A 21,424-nucleotide genomic window follows, 5' to 3' on the forward strand; every position below is an offset into this window, starting at 1 on the left:
GATTGAGGCGGGGGAACGTCGGTCATGCAGGCGCTGAAGGCGATAGACGATCTGGCCGGGGAACCGGCAGTTCAAGCGGAAGGCCCGGACCGCGAGGTATTGCGCCACATCCTGCAGCGCCTTGCCGAGGAAGCCTCGACCCTCGGCATTGATCTCGTCGACATTGCCGGCGCCATTCAGGACATGGCGGCGATGTCGGCACGCCATGCCTCCGCCTTCGATCATGTCACCCGTACCGCGCTTTCGATTGCCGAAACCAATCGCTCGGTCGCCCTGTCGCTGCGCGAGACCGACCGCACGGCGGCCGAAGCCCGCCAGATGCTGAAGGAATCGGCCGAGCGCATGACCGGCTCCGTTGCCGAGATCGGCCATATGGTCCAGTCCTCCAACGTCATCGGCGCTGAAATCGCCGGCTTCTCGAAATCGCTTGCCGATGTCGACAAGATTGCCGAGGAGATCAGCGTCATTGCCCGCCAGACCAATCTCTTGGCGCTGAACGCGGCGATCGAGGCGGCGCGCGCTGGCGATGCGGGCAAGGGTTTCGCCGTGGTCGCCGCCGAGGTTCGCGCGCTGTCGCTGCAGACCTCCAAGGCGACCGGCTCCATTCAGGAGACGCTCGACGAATTGCGGGTGAAGATCGACCGGCTGTCGGCGGTCGGCGGCACCGCGCGCGACAGCGCCGCCGGCGTACGCGACAAGTCGGAGGCGATGCGCGGCGCCTTCGAAAGCATGGAACATGTCATCACGCGCATTCTCGACAGTTCGACCGTCATGGCCAACACCACCGAGGCGGTCGACCAGCAATGCGCCGGTTTCGTCGAGAAGCTCGGCGAGATGTCCGGCGAGGTCGCCGGTTCGAATGTCAGGCTGCAGCAGGCGGCAAAACGCGTCGACAGTGTTGTCGGCCTCTCGGAAACGCTGATCCAGCTGACGGCAAGCGCCGGCGTCAGGACCGCCGACAGCCGTTGGATCGAGGAGGCTCAGTCGGTGGCAAGGCAGATATCAGGCGCTTTCGAACGCGCCGTCGCCGAGGGGCAGATCGGTCTCGATGCCCTCTTCGACCGACGCTACCGGCCGATCTCAGGCACCGATCCGGTCCAGATGATGGCCGCCTTCACCGAACTCACCGACCGGCTGCTGCCGCCGATCCAGGAGCCTGTCGTCGCCCTCGACGAGCGCGTCGCCTTCTGCGCGGCGATCGACGAAAACGGCTATCTGCCGACCCATAACCGGAAATTCTCTGAGCCGCAGCGGCCGGGCGATGTCGTCTGGAACACCGCCAATTGCCGCAATCGCCGCATCTTCGCCGACCGCGTCGGCCTTGCCGCCGGCCGCAGCACCGCGCCTTTCCTCGTCCAGACCTATCGGCGCGACATGGGCGGCGGCAATTTCGTGATGATGAAGGATATCTCTGCGCCGATCACCGTCAGAGGACGTCATTGGGGCGGTTTGCGGCTGGCGGTCAAGGTCTGACGCATCAGCCAAAATTTGCCAGCGGATTGCCCGCGCCCGCGCGCCGGTCTATATCGCGCCGATGAGATTACGCGCCGACATCTTCGTATCCTCGCTTCTGCGCCGCGTCTTCGCCAGCGGCGATTTCGCCGCCGTGGAGAAGAGGGGCGCGGAGGAGGCCGGCGCGATCTTCATCCGCCAACACTTTCGTAATGGTCTGGAAACGCTTTATGCGCCGGCGCCGCAGACCGCCTTCGGCGAAGACGAGGTCCGCGACCGCCTGTTCGAAGTCCGCCTCGCGCGCAGCGAACCGGAAGCGGTGCGGGCGATGCTGGAGCGCGAACGCCGCTTCGACCCCGATCTCTGGATCGTCGAACTGGAGGCGGAGGAATTGGGGGACTTAATCCCGCTGGCGGGGGACAGCTGAGCGGCAAGTCCCCGCCCGCTCAGCGCGACCGCCGTCCGAGCGCGCGCATGTCGCGCTGCACCGGTGTCTGGCGGATGAAGCGGTGGTTTTCCGTTTCCTGAGAGGCGCGCGCATCGGCTGCTTCGGGCTTGTAGGTGTAGCGATCGGCGCGCCGCCAGGCCTCCACCCTTTCGTGGCATTCCTCCGGATCGAGCGCATCGAGCACCATCCAGCCGCGCGTGACATTGCGCTGTTGTTCGGCAAGATGCGGATAGAATCTCTCGAGCACGAAGACGGCGTCGAGAAAGCTCATGCCGAGGCTCGTCAGCGTCGTGGCGAGCTGCTGGCCGGACAGGTCGAGCATGATGCGCTCGGCAAGCCAGCGGCTGGCGGACAGCGCGTCGGCGAGTGCGGTTGCGAAATGCGTCGCCTCGCGCGAGCGGGCGAAGCGCACCAGCAGGGCCTCCTGGATGTCGGTAAGCGTGCGCAGGCCGAGCCTGTCGTTATCGCTGCGGCCGAGATGGCCGGCAAGATCGAGGATTCGCCCGCGCAATGCTTCTTCATTGGCGACCCGTTGCTCCTCCAGCGCTTCGGCCTCGTTGCCCTCCGCCGGGGCCGGCGACAGCGGGACGGCTACCGATTCGGTGATCGGCGTCGAGGGGGCCGCGGGGCGCGGTTGGGTCTGGCGCAAGGCCACCAGCGCGTCGATGACCTTCGGCGAGAGCGACTCGCGGCTGACGATCGCCCTGACATGAGCCGCGCCCTGCATGCGGGCGATGGTGATCAACGTGTCGTCGGCAATGGCCTTCGAGGCGGCAAGAAAGGGCGCGGCGATCTCGATCGGCTGATTGCCGATGAACAGTGCCACGGCTGTCGGCATGGTTTCGCATTGGGAAAGGGCAGCGACCGCCTGGCGCTTGGCCTCGTCGGACGAAGCCTGAAACAGCGGTGTGAAAAGTTCGGCGAATTGGCGCAGCTCGGATCGTGTCGGACGAGACAGGCTCTCGAAACTGCTGACGGTCGCCATTAACACCACGTCCTTTTTCCTGACGGCCAGCGGGCCCTCTAGGTCTCGAAACCGGTCACGCACAAGCACACCCTGAAAACGCAGAACCAAGGGAAACCAAGGGCCGACAGCGCTGGCGGAACGCCCGCCGGACCACATGGATATGAACAAATCCTACATCGGTACGGTTAATGGATGCTGAAGATTTTATTAAAATGCGCCAGAAGCACACACGCATCATGTGTGGCGAGATGATTAGCCGGCGCATGGAAATGCGATCGATTTTGCAGGGGCGGGGGCCCTAATCGCCGCCGCCGGTGCGGCGGCTGGCAGCTGGCGAAATGCGTGGCCGGCACGGGGACAGGCCTAAGCCATCCGGACGTGCTGCAATGAATATTTTCGTGCCGCATATTTGCAACACCAACACCGATTGCGGCAGAGATGGCGCGCCGCATCGCCGCCAACCATATGAATTGTTTCCAATTTTTGACGCTCGGCCAAGTTCTGGCCTTTCGGCGGGGGGCATGAAACCAAATAGACTCCTTACGCGTTGAAGAAGAAGTCACGGGTACTGTGTTTGGCGCTGGCTGAATATAAGTAAACTGTTAACTGTCATGTGTCTCAATTCGGACAGGAACGACGCGATTTGAGTGTTTGGATCGTTGAAACTCCGCATCACGGTATTTCAGTCAGGTGCCGTGGGAAAGGCGCGAATGCCCTCGGTCCGGTCATGCCGGCGCCGCAGGACGCGCCGGCCCGCAGATTGGCGGGCAGGGTGAAATCCGTCGCAAGTTCATCCGTCTCGGGCAGTGCATGGAGACGAGAATGGCAATAGTAGTCGCATTGGCGGATCGGCGGCCGCGGGCGCCGCGGCGCCTGGACAAGGAACCGCGCGAAGCCAAGATCCTCTGGTTCACCGGGGTCCGCTACGAGCGGCTCGCCGAGGGCCCGAAACATCGCCCAGCGCCGGCGCCGCGCGCCAGCAAGAAGTAAACGCGCTTTCAACCCGGAGGGTGATGCCAGAGCGCGGGGCGCTGGACGACGACATCACGCTTAGTTGCGGGTGGTGAATTGCTCGCAGCCCGCTTCCGTCAGGAAATTGCGGGCCGCCTCATCGAAGCTTGCCTGCGGCGCCAATGTCCGCAGGACGGCATAGCCGTCCGGCCGCGCCATTTCCACCAGGATCGCCTGTTCCAGCTCCTGCGGCAGGTTCTTGCGCAGGTCCGTCAGCTGGATCGGACTACCCGCCAGGACATCGAGCGCGCCGCCCACCGAGGTTCTGTCGTTCATGCTGAAGACTTCGTTGGAGGCGCTGTCATAGATGGCGATCGACCAGAAAGGCACATTGCCCTTGGCGGTGAAATGCACCGGGGCGTCCTCGACATCGAAGGAGCAGACGGCGGTGCGCACGAAAGGATCGCCATTGGCCAGCCCCGCCTCGTCATATTGGTCGCCGAGCAGGTAGAAATTGTTGAAATCGCCTTCCGCCGCCACGCGGGTCGCCGCGTCCCTGCCGGTAAAGTGCGGCAGCGACAGAATGATGACGAGATGCAGGAGCGCCGCGCCGAAAAGGCCGGTGAAGACGGCGAAGACTATTCTAAGCATTGCCGCATCCGGTTTTGGTGAGCTTCGGCATGGCGAGGTCGATCACGCCGGAACTGCCGGCCGTCGGTGTGTCGAACAGCGTCAGCACCAGCCGGAAGGTGCCGGCTTGTGGCAGGGCCAGCCAGTTGCCCGGCTGCGCGACGGCCGAGATCTCGATTGAGAAGCTGCTGTCGGCCTGGCGCAGCACCGTCCAGGAATTGAGCGCTGCGGGAAGCCCGGTCTTTACCGCCGCCGGATTGCCGCCATTGTCGGCGGTAAAGAGCGTCCAGAGCCGAGCGGGTGGCGTCTGTCCGCTGATGCGGTAACGGCACCCGGCATTCAGCCGCGCACCGTCGTCGTCGACGCTCGCCGTGAAGATCAGCCCCTCGGCACTGCCGTAGAGCAGTTTGCCGGCGCGCGCCCGGTGCGACTTGGCGTAGGGGTCGGCATCGACCGTCTGCAGCGCCGGAAAGGCCTCCCAGGCGCCGAGCTTGATCGCCCCGAAACCTTGTGTCGCATCCAGCGCATAAAGCGAAATCATGATCCCGCCGCCAAAGGCGACGATCAACGTGATCAGGATGAAAAGGGGGAATCGAAACACGTCATGACCTTGGAAACCGGGATGAAAGGGTTACCACTGATTCTGGCGGGGTGGAATGCCGAGCCGTGACATCGGCGATGATTGATCCCTGGTTATCTCCGCGAAGCTGTCATTCCCCTTGCGGCAATAAGGCCGCCCCGGTTGGCGCCAAAGGAAGACCCTTCCCACTTGTAGGGAGGGGTTGGGGAAGGGTCTTTCACAGCCGGATAAGGAGCAGCCACCGGGATCTCCCAGGCCGACTACTCCGCGCTCGCTACCTTCTGCGGTGCGAGCGGGGCTGCGTCCTTCAGCTTTTTGCCAAGATCTTTGAGGATATTGGTCGTTTGAACCGAGAGCATGCGCGGACGGATGAGCTGCGGCAGCCCGTCCTCCGGCTTGGCGGCGACGGTCTTGGCGGTATCCTTGTCCGAGGGCAGGGGATTCTCGATGCCGGGGATGGCGCGCAGCGTCACGCCCTGGTGGGCGTAGTCCATGGCGCGCTTGAAGGTCATAGCCGGCAGTGAGCCGCCGGTCATCTCGTTCGTCGAGGTATAGTCGTCATTGCCGAACCAGACGGCGCAGGTGTAATTGCCGGTGAAGCCGACGAACCAGGCGTCGCGATAGGCCTGGGTCGTGCCGGTCTTGCCGGCCGTCACGATGCCGTTGTCGAGCGCAGCCTTGCGCGCAGTGCCGACATAGGGCACGCGCGACAGCATCTGGTTCATATAGGCGTCGGCCTCCTCAGACAGCACGCGTTTCGGCGCCGGCTCGTCGCGGTCGAAATCGTAAAGCACGTCACCGTCGTAATCGAGGATCTGTGTAATGCCGTGGCGGCGCGACTGGTAGCCGCCGGCCGGGAAAGTGGCGTAAGCGGTCGCCTGGTCGAGCACCGTCACTTCGGAGGTGCCGATCGGGATGGTGACGTCGTCGCGGATCGGTGTTTCAACGCCGAGGTTCTTCGCCATCGCCCGGATCGGCTGGATGCCGAGCTTTTCCTTGGCAAGCCGCACCGGCACCGTGTTGATCGACTGGGCGATCGCCGTCTCGAGCGTGATGCGGCCGACATAACGGTTGGCGTAATTGTGCGGGCTCCAGTTGCCCCAGGAAATCGGGGCGTCGACGATCGTCGTCTGCGGGGTCATCCCGCTCTCCATCGCCACGGCATAAGTGTAGACCTTGAAGGAGGAGCCGGGCTGGCGCAGCGCCTTGGTAGCGCGGTTGAACTGGCTCTCGCCGTAATCCCGGCCGCCGACCATGGCACGCACCGCGCCGCCGTTCTCGATCATCACCATGGCGCCCTGCTTGGCGTGATAGGCCTCGCCATATTCGCGCAGCGACGTCTCGACCGAATCCTCGGCCGCCTTCTGGATGCCCATGTCGATCGTCGTCCGCACGATGAGCGAATGCTGGTGGAAACGTGGCGAAAGACGCTGCACTTCGTCGAAAGCCCAGTCGAGGAAGAAATCCGGCGATTCCACCTCGTTGCGATCGACAACGGTCGCCGGATTGCGCCGGGCGGCGATCACCTGACCCTCGGTCATCAGCCCGCTCTGCACGAGATTGGTCAGCACCTCGTTGGCACGGGCGCGCGCCGCCGGCAGGTTGACGTGCGGCGCATATTTTGCCGGCGCCTTGAACAAGCCGGCAAGCATGGCGGATTCGGCGAGGTTCACGTCTGTGATGTCCTTGCCGAAATAAAATCGTGCGGCCGCGGCCGCGCCGAAGGTGCCGCCGCCCATATAGGCGCGGTCGAGATAGGTGGAGAGGATTTCCTTCTTGGAAAGGTTGGCCTCGAGCCACAAGGCCAGATACGCTTCGGTGATCTTGCGGTCGAGCGAGCGCTCGTTGGAAAGAAAGAGGTTCTTGGCGAGCTGCTGGGTCAGCGTCGAGCCGCCCTGCACGACTTCACCGGCCTGGGCGTTGGTGACCATCGCGCGGAAGAGGCCGACGACGTCGATGCCGAAATGGTCGAAGAAGCGTCGGTCTTCAGTGGCAAGGACGGATTTGATCAGGGAATCCGGCAGCTCGTCGATCGGCACGGAATTTTGATGGATGACGCCGCGATGGCCGATGACGTTGCCGTAGCGATCGGTGAAAGTGACGGCGAAATCGCCGCGATTGCGCCAGTCCTCCTTGGTCGCCTCGAAGGCCGGCTGGGCAAGCACCAGCATCAGCACCGCGCCGGCCGCCCCGAGGGTGAGCCCTTCGCCGGCAAGTTCGAAGACCATGCGCTTCCAGCCGCGCACACGGAAACGGCGGAAGAAGATGGTGGTGTCTTCCCAGATTTCGGCGGCGCGGAAGCCTGCATTCCAGACGGTCGAATCGATCCATGAATCGATGCGCAGCAGAATGTGGCGGCTCTTCGTCGGCCGCCTGCCCGCTGTGTCGCCGGCTCGTGTGTCTGCTCCTTTTTGAGTCCCTTTTTCAGGGTTGTCCGGATCCTGCACGTCCTGTATTCCCGCGTGATCGCGCTTGCCTCATGTCCGGCCGCCGGAAAGCGGCGAAAGCGCGAGGCCCGATAGGCCAAAGCTCTCCGATACCAGGAGCATGCTGAAGAATTGATTGATTTTATCGCGGATAACAAGAGAGATAGAGTGGCGGTCACGTGAATTTGCGGGCTGCTGTTGCAAGAAACGGACGATGAACGATCTGCCCTTCTGGAAGAGCAAGACGCTTGCCGAAATGACCACCGCCGAATGGGAAAGCCTCTGCGACGGCTGCGGCCTCTGTTGCCTCAACAAGCTCGAGGAATGGGATAGCGGCGATATCTATTTCACCTCGGTGCGCTGCAAGCTGCTCGACGGCGAAAGCTGTCGCTGCTCCAGCTATGAGAACCGCTGGGATTTCGTGCCGGACTGCGTGCAGCTGACGAAGGAGAACGTGCCCGAGATCGCCTGGCTGCCGCCGACCTGCGGCTACAGGCTGATAAATGAGGGCCGCGATCTCTACTGGTGGCATCCGCTCGTCTCCGGTGATCCCGAGACCGTCCATGCCGCCGGCATTTCCGCGCGGGGCCGCACGATCAATGAAAATGAGATCGATGTCGACGATCTCGAGGATTACGTCGTCGACTGGCCGCTGACCGTAGGCGCGGAAAAGGATGAAGAGGAAGCCTGACATTACAGCTGCCCTTCGTTCGTCACCTCATGGTGGCTTTGGCGACGGGCGCATCAAGCCGCAGCAAGGCAAGCCCACCGCAAATCAAAAATGCGACTGCAGTGTTAGACGGACATGAGCCCCCTTCCGCAAACGAGCAGGAGGTGGCGCGAACGTTCAGTGTGCGACGCCTCGTTCCTCGTGTGCCCTAACGATGGCGTCCGCTTCCTTGCCGTATAGCTCCTCGAAGTGATCGAAGGTCTTGGAAAAATAGCCAATGCCCTGCGTTGCCGAGCGCAGCGCCCGCGCCAGATCGTCAAGTGCGCCGCCCGGAATAAGTGCCCGGAAGATGTCCCATCCCTTGGCGGTTTCATCCCGGTCGAAGCCGAGAACCTGACCCTTGAGAGCGGAGACGATCTGGACGAGGCTGCCGGAATAGATCGACGGAATGTGAATTTCGCTGCGATAGACCGGTTGCATCAAAACGGCCGACCCTTCGGAAAGCGCCTGTCGCACTCCCATTTTCGACGCAGTCCTGAAGGCGTGTTCCGAACTGTCGACGGCATGGTGCTGGCCATCGAACAGCGTTACGCCGACATCGATGACCTGGAAGCCGAGCGGCCCTTTCTCCATCGCTTCGCGCGCGCCTGCTTCGACGGCAGGGATGTAGTTGCGCGGAACGACGCCACCCTTGACGGTTTCGCTGAAGGTGAAGCCCCGGCCGCGCTCATTGGGGCGAATGCTCAGCTTCACATCTGCGAACTGTCCGGCACCGCCGGTCTGTTTGCGGTGACGGTAATGAACCTCAGATGGTTTCGCGATTGTCTCGCGGTAGATCGGGTTGGGCGTTCGATCGGTTACCTCGATGTGGAAGACCTCGGACAGGGTTCGGCAGAGATCGCGCAGATGTACCGGGCCCTGGGCGCGGACGAGCTGGGCGCCGGTGCCTTCCTCCTGCAAGACGATAAGACCGCGATCCGTCTCGGAAAGTTTTGCCAGCGTTTCGGAGAGCTTGTTTTCATCGCGTGCGCTGCCCGGGACCAGGATCCTTTCAAGCATCGGCGTCGGTGGCTCCGTCCATTCGGGTGGAGCCACCGTCGCATTTGATGTCAACAGCGACGGGACGGGCAAGTGGTCGGACTTGACTGTTGCGAAGACATCCCCCGGTGCAGGCACAACCGCCGAGCTGGACCGTCCGTTTGCGGGATCCTGCACGGCGCCGAGGCTGGAGCCCCCCAGTGATGCGCCTTGCCGCAGTCCCTCGCCAAACGCACGCACCAGCACCGTCTTGCCGATATTCTGGCGATGATAGGCATGGAAGCTCACGGCGGTCAGCGTGTTTTCATCGACATTGCCCGCACGAGCCAGGCGCTGTCGAAGTACCCCCACCGGCGGCGCCTCGTGGCGCAGCGCCTTCATCAGCCTCATCATGCCGTTGCCGTGACTTGCGGCACCGATAAGGACTGGAATAATCCTGTTTTCCCTGAGAACCCGCGATGAAATGGCATAGAGCGCGTCGCTGGGCGGCTCGCGATCTTCGATCAGTTCCTCGAGAAGCCAGTCATCGAATTCGGATAGGTGTTCCAGGAGCTCGCTGCGCGCTTCGTGCTCGCGCTCGACAGCACTTTCAGGGATTGCGATCAGCGCCGAAGCCTGACCTTCCCGGTAGCGCCACGCCCGTTCCGAAATCAGATCGCAGCTACCGACGATCTTGTCCCCCTCGCGGATCGGGATCTGGCGAAGCAAAAGCGTGTGGTTGGCGTAATCTTGAAGCGCTGCGATCACGTCCCTCAGCCGCCCCCTCGGCTCATCCATCCGATTGACGAAGAGAATGCAAGGCGTCCCCGATGCCTCGATGACGCGCAGATAGGGCGCGGCGAGCACAGCCTCTTCGGGTGCCGGTGAAATGCATAGGATGCAGGCGTCGCTGGCAAGAAGCGCGTGCTGCACATGCGCCAGCGCTTCATTGGGTCCCGGCGCATCCAGCGCACACCACGCCTCGTTTCCAAAGGTGAATTCTGTGAGGTTCAATCCATAAGGGGAGCTTGATTTTTTCGGCGCCCCCTCCAAGGAGCCGAGCTTTTCCACGACTGTTGATTTTCCGGTCTGCGAGGGTCCAAGCACGGTAAAGCAGCGCATCGGCATTCCTCCAACTGCCATAAACACAATATTCAGCCATCATAGGATGCCTTGAACCGTTGCAAGGCGCCAGAGGGTTTCACAACGCTGTGACCTGGACTTGCGTCACTGTCACGCTAAGCAGGGATCAGGGCTTCACCGCTGTCAGGAAGCGCTTCAATTCCGTCTCAACATACGCAGCCACCGAGCCGTCTGCGCCAAATCCCCACCAGGTCAGCGAGCCCTGCCATTGCGCCAGCATCAGCCGGGCGACTGTCTCCGGTGCTGGCGCCGATCGGAAGCATTGCGCGATCGCCGCCGTCAGCGCGGTTCCCCAGGCCGCGCCTCGGGCACGCAGCACCGGATCGCGAAAATCCTCGCGCAGCACCAGCAGTCCCTCGCCATAGGCTGCGGCATCGTCGCCGTAATCCTGCGACAGGCCGACGAGCAGCGCGACAGCGCCCTCCGGCGTTTTCGGCACGGTCCCGGCAAGCCGCGCCGTCTCTGCATCCAGCCGGTCCCAGGCATAGAGCAGCGCAGCGCGCAGCATCGCCGCCTTTGTTGCAAACCGCTGCACCAGCGTCGAGCCGGAAAGGCCGCTCGCCTTTGCCACCGCCGCGAAGGTCGCCGCATCCGGTCCCTCGGCATGGATCACCGTCAGCACCATGGCGAGAAGCTGTTCATCGGAAAGCGTACGGCGGCGCGGCATGAAATTCCTCTTGCATTCATAGCAAATATGAACGAACATTCGTTTATATTCAATAGGAGCACGTCGGCGACCGGCCGGCTCTCCGTTCCAGCATGTCGCGCATGACTATGCGCGCTCTTGCGACAACGACATACACAAAAACAAAGACTTAAAGCGCAGGCTGCGAAGCTGATGGATCGCGACGCGCCTTGGCGTGGAGGATGGAGAAATGACAGTAGACTTACAGGACAGAGTGGCCTTGGTGGCAGGTGCGACCCGCGGTGCCGGCCGCGGTATTGCAGTGGAACTCGGCGCAGCTGGGGCGACCGTCTATGTGACCGGGCGCACGACACGCGCCCAGCAGTCCGACTATGCCCGGCCGGAAACGATCGAGGAGACGGCCGAACTGGTGACATCGGCCGGCGGCAAGGGCATTGCCGTGCAAGTGGATCATCTCGTTCCGCAGCAGGTCGAGGCGCTCGTCGCACGCATCCGGGCGGAAGCCGGCCGGCTCGACATTCTCGTCAACGACATCTGGGGCTGCGAGAAGCTGTTCGAATGGGATAAGGCTGTCTGGGAGCATTCGCTGGACAAGGGCCTGCGCATGCTGGAGCTCGGCATCAACACCCATCTGATCACCGCCCACTATGCGCTGGCGCTGATGATCGAGCGGCCGGGCGGGCTGCTGGTGGAGGTGACTGACGGCACGGCTGACTATAATGCCACGCATTACCGGCTTTCGCCCTTCTACGACCTCGTCAAGACAAGTGTGACCCGCATGGCCTGGGCGCATGCGCAGGATCTGGCCAAACACGGCGCCACCGCCGTTTCGATCACGCCGGGCTGGCTGCGCTCCGAAATGATGCTGGAGGCCTATGGCGTGCGCGAGGAGAACTGGCGCGACGCGACCAAGCTGCAGCCGCATTTCGCCATTTCCGAAACCCCGCGCTTCGTCGGCCGCGCGGTGGCGGCCATATCAGCCGATCCCGACCGCGCCCGCTGGAATGGTCAGTCGCTATCGAGCGGCGGGATGGCCGAGGCCTATGGTTTCGACGACATCGACGGTTCGCGGCCCGATTGCTGGCGCTACCTGGTGGAAGTGCAGGAGCCGGGCAAACCGGCCGACGTGACCGGCTACCGGTGAGGCTGGCCGCCGCCCTTGGGCGCGCTGCTGCCGTGAGGCGCGGTCTGGGCCGCCGTCCTCATCTGGCCGGCGAAGGTGCTTTCCGGCTTCGTCGCCAGCTTGTCCTTCTTCGGTTTGCGGACCTCGCGATTGCTTCTCAGCTGACCCTTTGCCATGGATGAATCTCCCTTTGGATCGAAATTGAAAGCGTGAGTCTGCGCGTTACCCGTCTGTAGAATTAACCGGCGGCACGGCGCGGCGGTCGCGCGGCAGGCCCTGGATCGCATAGCGGTTGCAGACGGGGGTGACCGGTTTCGGTTGTTTCTTCGGCTTGCCGAAATGGTATTCGAGCGCCCGCAAGAGCATGGCCGGCGAGGTGACGCCCTCCTGGAACAGTCTGATCAGCAGCATGGCTGCGGCGTTGAAGACCTCTTCGTCGTTGGCCGGGATCTTGGCCTTGTAGCCGGCGGCGTCGAGCACGCCCTGAAGCATCTCGAGATCGGATGAAGTCAGATATGGCTTATCGGAAGTGGAAGACATCAACGTCCTCCTTTCGTCGGGGCGGGGGTATCAAACCCTCAGTCGGCAGCGCCCGTGCAATGGCTGCCGAAGGCGAAACCATGCGCCTTTCGCCGGGCCAAAGCAACGGGATTCTTGCTGCCGACAACGCTATGACGCAGGGGCGGCCCGCACCGGCCACAGCAGACGGATTGTCGCGACCGTACCGCGCTTTTCCGCCTTGCCGATGGCGCTGCAGGCCATGCCCGCCATCGCCATCGTGCCGGAATCCGCGGCCTGTTCCTCGATGTCGCCGCCGAGGCCCTCCGGGCCTCCGGCTGCCGCGTGTCGATCTCGAGAGCGGCGGCCTGACGCTGCAGCAAAAGCTGCGGCGCGATCGACAGAGCGACTACAGCTCGCCCTTGTGAAAATAGGCTTCGAGCCGGTAGCCGTCCGGGTCGATGACGAAGGCGGCATAGTAGAATTGCCCGTAATCCGGCCGGACCCCCGGTTCGCCGTTATCCGTGCCGCCGGATGCGACGGCGGCCGCATGAAAGGCATCGACCGCCGCCTCGTTCGGCGCGACGAAACAGAAATGCAGTCCGGATCGTAAATCGGCGATGACGGGCTGCTCCACCTGCATCACCCAGAGGCCGACCCTTTCGGGGCCGTAGCCGATCATGCTGTCGGAGTTGGACAGGCGCTCGTATCCGAGCGGCGCCAGCGCCGCATCGTAGAAACGACGGGCCCTTTCGAGGTCTTTGACGCCGATGGAGACATGATCGAACATGGGCCGCACACTCCTTATCGCAAAGTCCGACCCGGCCTGCTTGCTCCGGGTCAGGAGGATGCGGCACCATCATTCAACCGCCGTCCGAAGTCAACCGAGAGGCGGTCCCGGCATCAGCCTTCGATCGCAATCCGGGCCGGTGGAAGGCGCGGTGCATATTCAGGTCGCAACCGCGAGTGCTTCCGATCCGTTCCATTATCAGGCCGGGTTAAGTTCCGGCAGCTTTAACCGGCCGGTGCGGTCTACTGCAGCTGCGGCTTTTTCAGAAAGCTGTTGCGGTCGGCGGATTTGATGCGCAGCCAGGCTTCGCGGCCGTTCCGCAGGATCCTTATCGGAATCTCGGCGCCGGCCGGACCGCTGCTCCAGAGCTTGCGGTAGAAATCGGCCAGGCCATCGACCTCCTCGTCACGGATCTCCGAGATGATATCGCCCTGACGCAGGCCGGCCTCGGCGGCCGGACCGCCTTCGGCCACGCTCATCACCACAACGCCGCCGCTGCTCTCGGCGGAGAATGCGCCGAGCCATGGCCGAGGCGGCTTGTTGACCTGGCCGCGGTTCAGGAGATCGTCGAGAATGGGCGGCAGAAGATCGATCGGCACGACCATATTGATATCGGCGACCTCGCCATCCTGGCTCATCTGCAGGCGAAGCGAACCGATGCCGAGGAGCTTGCCGTCGGCGCCGATCAGTGCTGCTCCGCCCCATGCGGGATGGGCCGGCGCGGTGAAAATCGCCTCATCGAGCAGATATTCCCAATAGCCGGCGAATTCCTGTCGGGCGACGATATGTGCCTCGACGAACTCGCCGATGCCGTCGGCAAGGACAACGGGATCGCCGGGCTTGGCCGCGGCCGCATCGCCGAAGGCCACTGCCGGAGCGTTCAGGACGCCGAGCGCCTGCACCAGGCCGAAACCGCTCTCCTGGTCATAGGCAAGCGGATGGGCGGGAACCACCCGGCCGTCGCGGGTCGTCAGCCAGACTTCCTCGGCCTCGGTGATGAGATAACCGATGGTCAGCACCAGCCCGTTCTCGCGAATGACGACGCCGCTGCCTTCCCGGACGGTGCCCAGCGTCTCCGCGGTGAATGCATCTTCCGGAATGGAGGAACGGACGGCCACGACTGACCGCAGGATCGGATTAATATTCATGCTTTCATCCCGATGGGCGCCGGCGCGAGAGGTTGAAGGCCGGCACATTCCTCCTTGAATAGGTAAGAGACCGGGCGGCGGGTGCAAGACTGTCTGGGACGGAATTTCGGCTGGCCGATGCGCGATCGCCCGGCAATTCCTTCACCAATTGACGTTCATTGAGCGCCGATACTGTTCCGCATCTCGCCGCCCGCCGGCTGAGGGCGACCATATTGCCGTGGCGAACATCCCATCACCCGCTTGAAAGCGGTGCTGAACGCGCTTTCGGAATCGTAACCGAGCGACATGGCGACGCTCGCAAGTGCTTCGGCCGAATTTGCCAGTCGATCTCCGGCGACAAGCATGCGCCACCGCGTCAGATAATCCATCGGTGCGAGCCCAACCTTTGCCTTGAAATGCAGAGCAAAAGTGGACCGGGACATCGACGCCAGTTCCGCCAGCGACTGCAATGTCCATTTTCGGCCCGGATCGGCATGCATGGCCCCGAGAGCCGCACCGATGCGCCTGTCGGTGAGCGCGAAAAGCCAGCCGACGCCGTGGGCGTCCGGCGATGCGATATGGAGGCGCAACACCTGCATCAGCATGACATGGGCGAAATGCTCCGCCATCAGAACACCGCCCGGCTGTCGGTCGCGCAGCTCGCGCGTCATCCGATCGAGCGACCAGCGCAGCACGGCGGCGTGATCGGAATCCCTTTTCACATGGACGATCGGCGGCAGGATGCCGAGAAGGATGTCCGAATTTCCGCCGGAGAAGGAAAACCGGCTGCCAATCAGGAAGAAATCACCGCCGCCGTTGCAGGTCGCTATGCCGCCGCGGGCGATCGAATAGATTTCATCGGATGGGATCGCTTCGACAGAAGGATCGCTGGCGAGACGAAAGGTCCGGCTGCGTGTCAGCAGAAAGCAGTCGCCTTCTTCCAACCGGACGGCGTTGGGCACGCCATCGACGCTCAGCCAGCACGTGCCTGAAATGACCGCGTTGAACTTGATGCCATCGGGAGGCGGAAAATCGATCGCCCAAACGCCGCCGGCATCCAGCCCGGCAGAAACATAGCTTCTCGGTTTGAGCAATCCGAGAACATTCGATAACGGGTCCATGCGCAAATCCGGACGATGGCGAAGAGATGGCGGACTTTAGCGCATGGATCGTCTGATCGCCACATCCTATTCTCAGCTCCTCCGCAACGTCGCAAAACAAAGGCGATCATCATGAACGACAAACAAGCCCCTATCGGCTCCGGATTTGGAGCTCGCACGACCGCCGATGAGGTTCTGGCCGGTCTTGATCTTTCCGGTAAGCGCGCCATCGTCACCGGCGGCCATTCCGGCCTCGGGCTGGAGACCACGCGCGCTTTAGCGGGCGCCGGCGCCACGGTGATCATCGGTGCGAGGAACCCCGAAGCGGCGCGAGACATCGTCGCCGGCATCGGTGGTGTGCAGGTCGAGCGGCTCGATCTCTCCAGTCTTGACAGCGTTCGCCGCTTCGCCGATGGCATCGTCGCTGCCGGCCGCAGCATCGATATCCTCATCAACAGCGCCGGCATCATGGCCTGCCCGCAGACGCGCGTCGGTAATGGATGGGAGGCGCAATTCGCAACCAATCATCTCGGCCATTTCGCTTTGGTGAATGGCGTTTCGCCGGCCATCTCGCCCAATGCCCGTATCGTTTCGGTTTCATCAGGCGGCCACCAAATCTCCGGCATCCGATGGAACGACGTGCAGTTCGAGACCGGTTATGACAAGTGGCAGGCCTATGGTCAGTCGAAGACTGCCAATGCGCTTTTCGCCCTGCATCTCGATAGGCTCGCGCAGGGTGCCGGCATCCGCGCCTTCTCGTTGCATCCGGGCAAGATCCTCACGCCCCTCCAGCGCCATCTTTCACGGGAGGAAATGGTGCGTGCCGGTTGGATCGATACGGATGGCAATCCGATCGACCCGACATTCAAGACACCATCGCAGGGGGCTGCCACGCAACTATGGGCGGCGACCTCACCTCAGCTCGACGGCATGGGAGGCCTTTATTGTGAGGATTGCGATGTGGCCGACCGGGCTATCGACGGGAAGCCGGGTGGTGTCAGCGATCACGCAACCAATCCCGAGCATGGCGAACGCCTGTGGGCCTTGTCAGCAAAGTTGACCGGCATCGACGCCTTCGCGGCGCCGTCGATGCGGTGATGCATCCAATCAGCCGTCAGCCTCCTAGCTCGGAGGCTGACATTTTTCGTGACAGTGACGAGATGCAACAATATACGGTCAATGTCTTCAGAAATCAGACTGACCGGATCACCAAATGAAGGACTGGCATCCCGATCTCAGCCGCAGCAGCAGCCCCCGTTACATGGCGATCGCCGATCTGATCGAAATGGATCTGCGCAGCGGGCATCTGGTGGCCGGTGACCGGCTGCCGCCGCAACGCGAACTTGCCAAACGGCTGAATGTCGATTTCACGACAGTGGCGAGAGGTTACGTCGAGGCGCAGAAGCGCGGTCTCGTGGATTCCCATGTCGGCCGGGGCACTTTCGTCACCGGCGCTGCGGATCAGCAGCGCCAGGGTTTCGGCGTCGGTGCCGCGCCCGACCCCCGCCGTGCGTCTGTTGGCGATTTTACGATGAACCTGCCGCCGGAACCGGACGATCCGGAGTTGATTGCCCGCATGCGCGAGGGCATTTCGGCGGTGGCGGCGAACCTCATCCCGCTTCTGCGCTATCAGGGCTTCGGCGGCGCCGGAATCGACAAGGAGGCTGCCGCCGTCTGGCTCGGCCGTCGCGGGCTCAAGCCCTCGCAGGAGCGGATCTTCGTCACGCCGGGCGCCCATCCTGCGCTGCTGGCGATCTTCGGCCTGCTGGCAAAACCCGGCGAGACCGTGTTGTCGGAAATCATCACCTATCCGGGCATGCGCTCGATTGCTGCCCAATTGCGGCTCAATCTTGCCGGCCTGCCGATGGATGGGGACGGTATCCTGCTGGATGCTTTGGCGGCGGCCTGCGAGCGCTTGAAGCCGAAGGCGCTGTATCTCAATCCGACGCTGCAGAACCCGACGACGCTGACCATCCCGGTCGGCCGCCGCAAGGAAATCGCAGCCGTCGCCCGCAAATATCATCTGCCGATCGTCGAGGACGATGCCTATGGCTTCATTCCGGCGGAAGGGCCGGCGCCGCTGGCGGCAACGGCGCCCGATCTGACCTGGCATATTGGCGGCTTGGCGAAATGCATCGGCGCCGGCCTGCGCCTTGCCTATGTCGTGGCGCCCGACAACAAGGCGGGGTGGCCCTTCGTCAGCGCAATGCGCGCCAACAATGTCATGGCCTCGCCGTTGAACATGGCACTCGCCACCCGCTGGATCGAGGACGGCACGGCCGATGCGATCCTGCGCTTCGTCCGTGCCGAGGCTGCCGCCCGCCAGCAGATGGTCGCCGCTATCCTGCCTGCCGGCAGCTACCGCGCCGATCCGATCAGCTTCAATATCTGGCTGCCTCTGATCAACGGCTGGACCCGCTCCACCTTCGGCAGCCATATGCGTTCCTCCGGCATCGGCGTGGTGGCAAGCGATGCCTTCACGGTCGAGGGCGCGCCGGCCGAGGCGGTTCGGGTCTGCCTCGGCGGCCCGATCGCGCGGGGCAAGCTGGAAGACGAACTCGAGTTCATGGCCCATGCGCTGGAAGGCCCGCCGGAGATGGCGGCCTCGTTCTTCTGACTTGGAAGCGCCGCCGACGCTGCAAGCGGCAGGCCCTCGCCAGACGTCAATCATGCTTGGAAATCTGCGGTTGGTACGTCGCCGGCAAACCGAAATCTGCGGCATTCTGGCAAATTGACTGGAAATTGCAGAACAACATAAATGTATTGTATGCACACATTTGTACGGCATTGATTGGTTCTGCCGCGTGCCAGAAAAGATGAGGTTATCATGGACGTCGAATATCCGCCGCTTCCTCCGATCCAGACCGGGGTCAAGGGACATTGCCCGCGCTGCGGGCAGGGCCATATGTTCAAGGGCTTCCTGACGCTGCAGCCGCAATGCGAGGTGTGCGGCCTCGATTATGGCTTCGCCGACCCCGCTGACGGCCCGGCCTTCTTCGTCATCTGCTTCGCCTGCATCCCGAGCGTGCTGCTCGGCGTGTGGCTGGAGGTGGCTTTCTCGGCGCCGATCTGGGTGCAGCTCCTGGTCACCGGCCCCTTCATGCTCGCCACCTGCATTCCGCCGCTCCGGCCGCTGAAAGGCTGGCTGGTCGCCAGCCAGTATTTCTACAAGGCGGAAGAGGGCAGACTGGCCTGAATCTACCGGCCTATTTCAGCGCAGCGCGCAGGCGCGGCGTGGCAAAATCGATAAGCGCCCGCAATTTTATCGGCACGAGCCCCTGCGAGGGATAGACGAGGTGCACCGGCGCCGGCGGCGGCTCGAAATCGGCAAGCAGCGGCACCAGCAGGCCCGCTGCCGCGGCGCGGGCGGCCTGATACGAAAGCACACGGGTGATGCCAAGACCGGCGACGGCCGCATCGACCGCCGCCTCGGCAGTGTTGACGGCAAGCCGCGAGCGGACCGGCACGGCGAGGTCGCGTTTTCCCTCGGTGAATGTCCAGCTTTGCGTCGTGGCCATGCCCTCGAAGGTGATGCAGTCATGCGCGGAAAGCTCGGCGGGCTGCACGGGGACCGGGTTCCGCGCGAGATAACCCGGACTGGCATAGACGGTGCGGCGGATCGCGCCGAGCCGCGTGGCGATCAGGTTGCTGTCGGCCAGGTTACCGATTCTCAGCGCCACGTCGATATGATCCTCGACAAGGTTCGCCAGCCGGTCGCCGAGCATCAGTCGCAGATTGATGTCGGGATAGGCTTTCAGGAAATCGACCACGACAGGCAGGACGTGCAGCCGCCCGAAGACGATCGGCGCCGTCATCGTCAGCTCGCCTTTCGGCGCGCTGTATTCGCCGGCGGCAGCCCGTTCCGCTTCGTCCACGCGGTCGAGGATCTCCCGCGCCGCCTCGACATAGGAGCGGCCGGCCTCCGTTAGTGCGACCTTCCGGTTGCTTCTTTGTAAAAGCCGGGCGCCGAGATGTGCTTCCAGCTCCGAAACCTTGCGGCTGACGGTCGCAAGCGGCGAGCGCAGATGCCGGGCGGCAGCCGAGAGGCTGCCCTGTTCGACAACGGCGAGAAGCACGGTCATGGCATCGAGACGGTCCATTCTGTCCTTCCATAAATTGGGAATATGCCTCCCAGACTAGCATTCTACTGCGGTGGAGTGGAAGGCAGTAAGTTACCTCCTCATCGAGAGGGGACAAATTTTGTCCGCCATCAAACAGCAGAGGAACCATGATGAAGCTTTACCATCATCCGCTTTCCGGCCATTCGCACCGGGCTCACCTGTTCCTGTCGCTGCTTGGCGTGCCTTATGAACTGATCGAGGTCGACATGGCGGCGGGCGCCCACAAGGCTGCGGAATTTCTGACGCTCAATCCCTTCGGCCAGGTGCCGGTTCTCGATGATGACGGCACGGTCATTGCCGATTCCTCGGCCATCCTCGTTTACCTCTCGCGCAAATACGGCCGCACCGATTGGCTGCCGGAGGAAGCGGTTGCTGCGGCGCGGATACAGAAATGGCTGTCGGTTGCGGCCGGCGAGATTGCCTACGGACCATGTGCCGCCCGCCTGGTCACCGTCTTCGGCGCCGATTTCCGTATGGAGGAGGTCATTGCCCGGGCGCATCGCATTCTCGCGCTGGTCGAGGCCGAGCTCTCCGGCCGCAGCTTCCTGCTCGGCGCCAAGCCGACGATCGCCGACATTGCGCTCTACAGCTACATCGCTAACGCGCCGGAGGGGAATGTCGATACCTCGGCCTATCCGAGCGTTCGGGCATGGCTCGCCCGCATCGAGGCGCTGCCGGGTTTCGTCGGCTTCCGCAAGACGAAGATCGGCCTTGCCGCATGAACAGCCGCCGGGGCGGAGCGCCGTCCCGGCCAGCCGATGATCCCCACAAGGAGGCCATGATGTTGAACGAGACAAGACAGGATGCCGCATCACCCTGGCACGCGGGTGAACTCGCCATGCAGCGCAGCGTCGGCGTCGTCGAACGCATGGATGGACCAGGCCGCAATTTCATCCGCAAGGCCATGCCCGAGCAGCATCGCGCCTTCTTTCCGATGCTGCCTTTCGTCGTGCTCGGCGCGGTCGATGCACAGGGCGATGCCTGGGCGACGATACGGGCCGGGCGCCCGGGCTTTCTGTACTCGCCCGAGCCCGAGGCTCTCGATGTCGATCTGCGGCGCGATCCGGACGATCCCGCCGATGCCGGCATGGAGGACGGCGACGCGATCGCGTTGCTCGGCATCCAGCTCGAGACCCGGCGGCGCAACCGGCTGAACGGCGTCATCCGCAGGGTGGATGCCGAGGCTTTCCGCCTGCGCGTCGGCCAGAGCTTCGGCAACTGCCCGCAATATATCCAGCCGCGCTCAGCCGCTTTCGTCCGCGACCCCGACGCGGTGACCGCAATGCGGCCGATCCGTTCCGCGCGCCTCGATGATCGGACGCAGCGGATGGTCGAGAGGGCCGATACGTTTTTCGTCGCCTCCTACGTCGACCGCGATGGCGAGCGGCAGGTTGATGTCTCCCATCGCGGCGGCGATGCCGGCTTCGTGCGGGTTAGCGCCGAGGGCGTGCTGACCATTCCCGATTTTCCCGGCAACCGGTTCTTCAACACCCTCGGCAATATTCTCGTCAATCCGAAAGCCGGGCTCGTCTTCGTCGATTTCGAAGCCGGCGACCTGCTGCAAATGACGGGAAAGGCCGACGTGCTGCTGGATTCACCGGAAATCTCAGCCTTTCAACGGGCGGAGCGGCTGTGGCGTTTCACGCCCGAAGAGATTGTGCTTCGCCTTGATGCCCTGCCGTTGCGCTGGAGCAGCCTGCATCGCGACGTCTGAGACTACCACTTCAAGTCAGCT

22 protein-coding genes and 1 pseudogene are annotated in these 21,424 nt (G+C 63.2%); 11 read left to right on the plus strand and 12 right to left on the minus strand.

Annotated elements, in window-relative coordinates:
- Positions 1–24 precede the first annotated feature (24 nt).
- Both J0663_RS15085 and J0663_RS15090 read left to right on the plus strand, forming a co-directional pair.
- Positions 25–1,473, plus strand: coding sequence for a methyl-accepting chemotaxis protein (locus J0663_RS15085; RefSeq protein ID WP_207241123.1), 1,449 nt, complete (start codon positions 25–27; stop codon positions 1,471–1,473).
- A 61-nt stretch (positions 1,474–1,534) separates the two neighbouring features.
- On the plus strand, positions 1,535–1,879 hold the full coding sequence (locus J0663_RS15090) for a DUF1491 family protein (protein ID WP_207241124.1): 345 nt from the start codon (positions 1,535–1,537) through the stop codon (positions 1,877–1,879).
- A gap of 19 nt (positions 1,880–1,898) precedes the next feature.
- Here J0663_RS15090 and J0663_RS15095 read toward each other — a convergent pair whose 3' ends face one another.
- Positions 1,899–2,948 carry a DUF2336 domain-containing protein gene (locus J0663_RS15095; protein ID WP_207241125.1) on the minus strand — a complete coding sequence of 350 codons (1,050 nt, stop codon included), beginning with the start codon at positions 2,946–2,948 and terminating at the stop codon, positions 1,899–1,901.
- A 741-nt stretch (positions 2,949–3,689) separates the two neighbouring features.
- On the opposite strand from J0663_RS15095, the gene J0663_RS15100 reads away from it, so the two are divergent.
- Complete coding sequence (locus tag J0663_RS15100) at positions 3,690–3,857, plus strand: hypothetical protein (RefSeq protein WP_207241126.1); 168 nt, start codon at positions 3,690–3,692, stop codon at positions 3,855–3,857.
- Positions 3,858–3,917: 60 nt separating this feature from the next.
- On the opposite strand, the gene J0663_RS15105 is transcribed toward J0663_RS15100, so the two are convergent.
- The 3 genes from J0663_RS15105 to J0663_RS15115 form a co-directional block, all read right to left on the minus strand.
- The gene (locus tag J0663_RS15105) at positions 3,918–4,469 is read right to left on the minus strand and encodes a DUF1254 domain-containing protein (protein WP_207241127.1); all 552 of its coding nucleotides are present in this window, start codon (positions 4,467–4,469) and stop codon (positions 3,918–3,920) included.
- Positions 4,462–5,049 (minus strand): DUF1214 domain-containing protein, encoded by a 588-nt coding sequence (locus J0663_RS15110; RefSeq protein ID WP_207241128.1) that lies wholly within the window; start codon positions 5,047–5,049, stop codon positions 4,462–4,464. The genes J0663_RS15105 and J0663_RS15110 overlap by 8 nt, the downstream gene beginning before the upstream one ends.
- Before the next feature lie 239 nt (positions 5,050–5,288).
- Positions 5,289–7,475, minus strand: coding sequence for a transglycosylase domain-containing protein (locus J0663_RS15115; RefSeq protein WP_207241129.1), 2,187 nt, complete (start codon positions 7,473–7,475; stop codon positions 5,289–5,291).
- A gap of 193 nt (positions 7,476–7,668) precedes the next feature.
- Between J0663_RS15115 and J0663_RS15120 the strand changes: the two genes are divergently transcribed.
- Entirely contained in the window at positions 7,669–8,145 is a 477-nt protein-coding gene (locus J0663_RS15120) for a YcgN family cysteine cluster protein (protein WP_207241130.1), read from the plus strand.
- Between the two features lie 156 nt (positions 8,146–8,301).
- Here J0663_RS15120 and J0663_RS15125 read toward each other — a convergent pair whose 3' ends face one another.
- Positions 8,302–10,263: an elongation factor G gene (locus tag J0663_RS15125; RefSeq protein ID WP_207241131.1), complete on the minus strand. Its 1,962-nt coding sequence runs from the start codon at positions 10,261–10,263 to the stop codon at positions 8,302–8,304.
- 127 nt (positions 10,264–10,390) lie between these two features.
- Positions 10,391–10,951, minus strand: a complete 561-nt coding sequence (locus J0663_RS15130; protein ID WP_207241132.1) for a TetR family transcriptional regulator — start codon at positions 10,949–10,951, stop codon at positions 10,391–10,393.
- A 208-nt stretch (positions 10,952–11,159) separates the two neighbouring features.
- On the opposite strand from J0663_RS15130, the gene J0663_RS15135 reads away from it, so the two are divergent.
- Positions 11,160–12,074: an SDR family oxidoreductase gene (locus J0663_RS15135; protein ID WP_207241133.1), complete on the plus strand. Its 915-nt coding sequence runs from the start codon at positions 11,160–11,162 to the stop codon at positions 12,072–12,074.
- Here J0663_RS15135 and J0663_RS15140 read toward each other — a convergent pair.
- Both J0663_RS15140 and J0663_RS15145 read right to left on the minus strand, forming a co-directional pair.
- A complete protein-coding gene (locus tag J0663_RS15140; RefSeq protein ID WP_207241134.1) occupies positions 12,065–12,229 on the minus strand; it encodes a hypothetical protein in 165 nt (54 codons plus the stop codon). The two genes, J0663_RS15135 and J0663_RS15140, sit on opposite strands and share 10 nt — an antisense overlap.
- A 46-nt stretch (positions 12,230–12,275) precedes the next feature.
- Positions 12,276–12,593 carry a hypothetical protein gene (locus J0663_RS15145; protein ID WP_207241135.1) on the minus strand — a complete coding sequence of 106 codons (318 nt, stop codon included), beginning with the start codon at positions 12,591–12,593 and terminating at the stop codon, positions 12,276–12,278.
- Between the two features lie 133 nt (positions 12,594–12,726).
- On the opposite strand from J0663_RS15145, the pseudogene J0663_RS31720 reads away from it, so the two are divergent.
- Positions 12,727–12,923: pseudogene (locus J0663_RS31720) on the plus strand (LysR family transcriptional regulator); the annotation flags it as partial.
- A gap of 37 nt (positions 12,924–12,960) precedes the next feature.
- Here the strand turns inward: J0663_RS31720 and J0663_RS15150 are convergent.
- From J0663_RS15150 to J0663_RS15160, 3 genes are all read right to left on the minus strand, one after another.
- Positions 12,961–13,341: a VOC family protein gene (locus tag J0663_RS15150; RefSeq protein WP_207241136.1), complete on the minus strand. Its 381-nt coding sequence runs from the start codon at positions 13,339–13,341 to the stop codon at positions 12,961–12,963.
- Between the two features lie 242 nt (positions 13,342–13,583).
- Positions 13,584–14,489 (minus strand): S1C family serine protease, encoded by a 906-nt coding sequence (locus J0663_RS15155; RefSeq protein ID WP_207241137.1) that lies wholly within the window; start codon positions 14,487–14,489, stop codon positions 13,584–13,586.
- 155 nt (positions 14,490–14,644) lie between these two features.
- Positions 14,645–15,589 carry an AraC family transcriptional regulator gene (locus tag J0663_RS15160; protein WP_207241138.1) on the minus strand — a complete coding sequence of 315 codons (945 nt, stop codon included), beginning with the start codon at positions 15,587–15,589 and terminating at the stop codon, positions 14,645–14,647.
- A 111-nt stretch (positions 15,590–15,700) separates the two neighbouring features.
- Between J0663_RS15160 and J0663_RS15165 the strand changes: the two genes are divergently transcribed.
- The 3 genes from J0663_RS15165 to J0663_RS15175 all read left to right on the plus strand — a co-directional run bounded on the left by J0663_RS15165 (position 15,701) and on the right by J0663_RS15175 (position 18,764).
- Positions 15,701–16,666 carry an SDR family NAD(P)-dependent oxidoreductase gene (locus tag J0663_RS15165; RefSeq protein WP_207241139.1) on the plus strand — a complete coding sequence of 322 codons (966 nt, stop codon included), beginning with the start codon at positions 15,701–15,703 and terminating at the stop codon, positions 16,664–16,666.
- Positions 16,667–16,781: 115 nt separating this feature from the next.
- Positions 16,782–18,185, plus strand: a complete 1,404-nt coding sequence (locus tag J0663_RS15170) for an aminotransferase-like domain-containing protein (RefSeq protein WP_207241140.1) — start codon at positions 16,782–16,784, stop codon at positions 18,183–18,185.
- Positions 18,186–18,395: 210 nt separating this feature from the next.
- Positions 18,396–18,764: a DUF983 domain-containing protein gene (locus J0663_RS15175; protein WP_207241141.1), complete on the plus strand. Its 369-nt coding sequence runs from the start codon at positions 18,396–18,398 to the stop codon at positions 18,762–18,764.
- Between the two features lie 10 nt (positions 18,765–18,774).
- Here J0663_RS15175 and J0663_RS15180 read toward each other — a convergent pair whose 3' ends face one another.
- Positions 18,775–19,668: a LysR family transcriptional regulator gene (locus J0663_RS15180; protein ID WP_207241142.1), complete on the minus strand. Its 894-nt coding sequence runs from the start codon at positions 19,666–19,668 to the stop codon at positions 18,775–18,777.
- 131 nt (positions 19,669–19,799) lie between these two features.
- Here J0663_RS15180 and J0663_RS15185 point away from each other — a divergent pair, with 131 nt between their 5' ends.
- Both J0663_RS15185 and J0663_RS15190 read left to right on the plus strand, forming a co-directional pair.
- Complete coding sequence (locus tag J0663_RS15185) at positions 19,800–20,411, plus strand: glutathione S-transferase family protein (RefSeq protein ID WP_207244509.1); 612 nt, start codon at positions 19,800–19,802, stop codon at positions 20,409–20,411.
- A gap of 59 nt (positions 20,412–20,470) precedes the next feature.
- Positions 20,471–21,403 carry a pyridoxamine 5'-phosphate oxidase family protein gene (locus tag J0663_RS15190; protein ID WP_207241143.1) on the plus strand — a complete coding sequence of 311 codons (933 nt, stop codon included), beginning with the start codon at positions 20,471–20,473 and terminating at the stop codon, positions 21,401–21,403.
- Positions 21,404–21,424 lie beyond the last annotated feature (21 nt).

Origin of the sequence: Rhizobium lentis, assembly GCF_017352135.1 — a bacterium.
In the GTDB taxonomy this organism is placed as follows: domain Bacteria; phylum Pseudomonadota; class Alphaproteobacteria; order Rhizobiales; family Rhizobiaceae; genus Rhizobium; species Rhizobium lentis.

Coding starts and splice junctions, on each gene's coding strand:
- J0663_RS15085 (WP_207241123.1), top strand. CDS start 25: ATGCAGGCGCTGAAGGCGATAGACGATCTGGCCGGGGAACCGGCAGTT.
- J0663_RS15090 (WP_207241124.1), top strand. CDS start 1,535: ATGAGATTACGCGCCGACATCTTCGTATCCTCGCTTCTGCGCCGCGTC.
- J0663_RS15100 (WP_207241126.1), top strand. CDS start 3,690: ATGGCAATAGTAGTCGCATTGGCGGATCGGCGGCCGCGGGCGCCGCGG.
- J0663_RS15105 (WP_207241127.1), bottom strand. CDS start 4,469: ATGCTTAGAATAGTCTTCGCCGTCTTCACCGGCCTTTTCGGCGCGGCG.
- J0663_RS15120 (WP_207241130.1), top strand. CDS start 7,669: ATGAACGATCTGCCCTTCTGGAAGAGCAAGACGCTTGCCGAAATGACC.
- J0663_RS15125 (WP_207241131.1), bottom strand. CDS start 10,263: ATGCGCTGCTTTACCGTGCTTGGACCCTCGCAGACCGGAAAATCAACA.
- J0663_RS15130 (WP_207241132.1), bottom strand. CDS start 10,951: ATGCCGCGCCGCCGTACGCTTTCCGATGAACAGCTTCTCGCCATGGTG.
- J0663_RS15135 (WP_207241133.1), top strand. CDS start 11,160: ATGACAGTAGACTTACAGGACAGAGTGGCCTTGGTGGCAGGTGCGACC.
- J0663_RS15140 (WP_207241134.1), bottom strand. CDS start 12,229: ATGGCAAAGGGTCAGCTGAGAAGCAATCGCGAGGTCCGCAAACCGAAG.
- J0663_RS15145 (WP_207241135.1), bottom strand. CDS start 12,593: ATGTCTTCCACTTCCGATAAGCCATATCTGACTTCATCCGATCTCGAG.
- J0663_RS15150 (WP_207241136.1), bottom strand. CDS start 13,341: ATGTTCGATCATGTCTCCATCGGCGTCAAAGACCTCGAAAGGGCCCGT.
- J0663_RS15155 (WP_207241137.1), bottom strand. CDS start 14,489: ATGAATATTAATCCGATCCTGCGGTCAGTCGTGGCCGTCCGTTCCTCC.
- J0663_RS15160 (WP_207241138.1), bottom strand. CDS start 15,589: ATGGACCCGTTATCGAATGTTCTCGGATTGCTCAAACCGAGAAGCTAT.
- J0663_RS15165 (WP_207241139.1), top strand. CDS start 15,701: ATGAACGACAAACAAGCCCCTATCGGCTCCGGATTTGGAGCTCGCACG.
- J0663_RS15170 (WP_207241140.1), top strand. CDS start 16,782: ATGAAGGACTGGCATCCCGATCTCAGCCGCAGCAGCAGCCCCCGTTAC.
- J0663_RS15175 (WP_207241141.1), top strand. CDS start 18,396: ATGGACGTCGAATATCCGCCGCTTCCTCCGATCCAGACCGGGGTCAAG.
- J0663_RS15180 (WP_207241142.1), bottom strand. CDS start 19,668: ATGGACCGTCTCGATGCCATGACCGTGCTTCTCGCCGTTGTCGAACAG.
- J0663_RS15185 (WP_207244509.1), top strand. CDS start 19,800: ATGAAGCTTTACCATCATCCGCTTTCCGGCCATTCGCACCGGGCTCAC.
- J0663_RS15190 (WP_207241143.1), top strand. CDS start 20,471: ATGTTGAACGAGACAAGACAGGATGCCGCATCACCCTGGCACGCGGGT.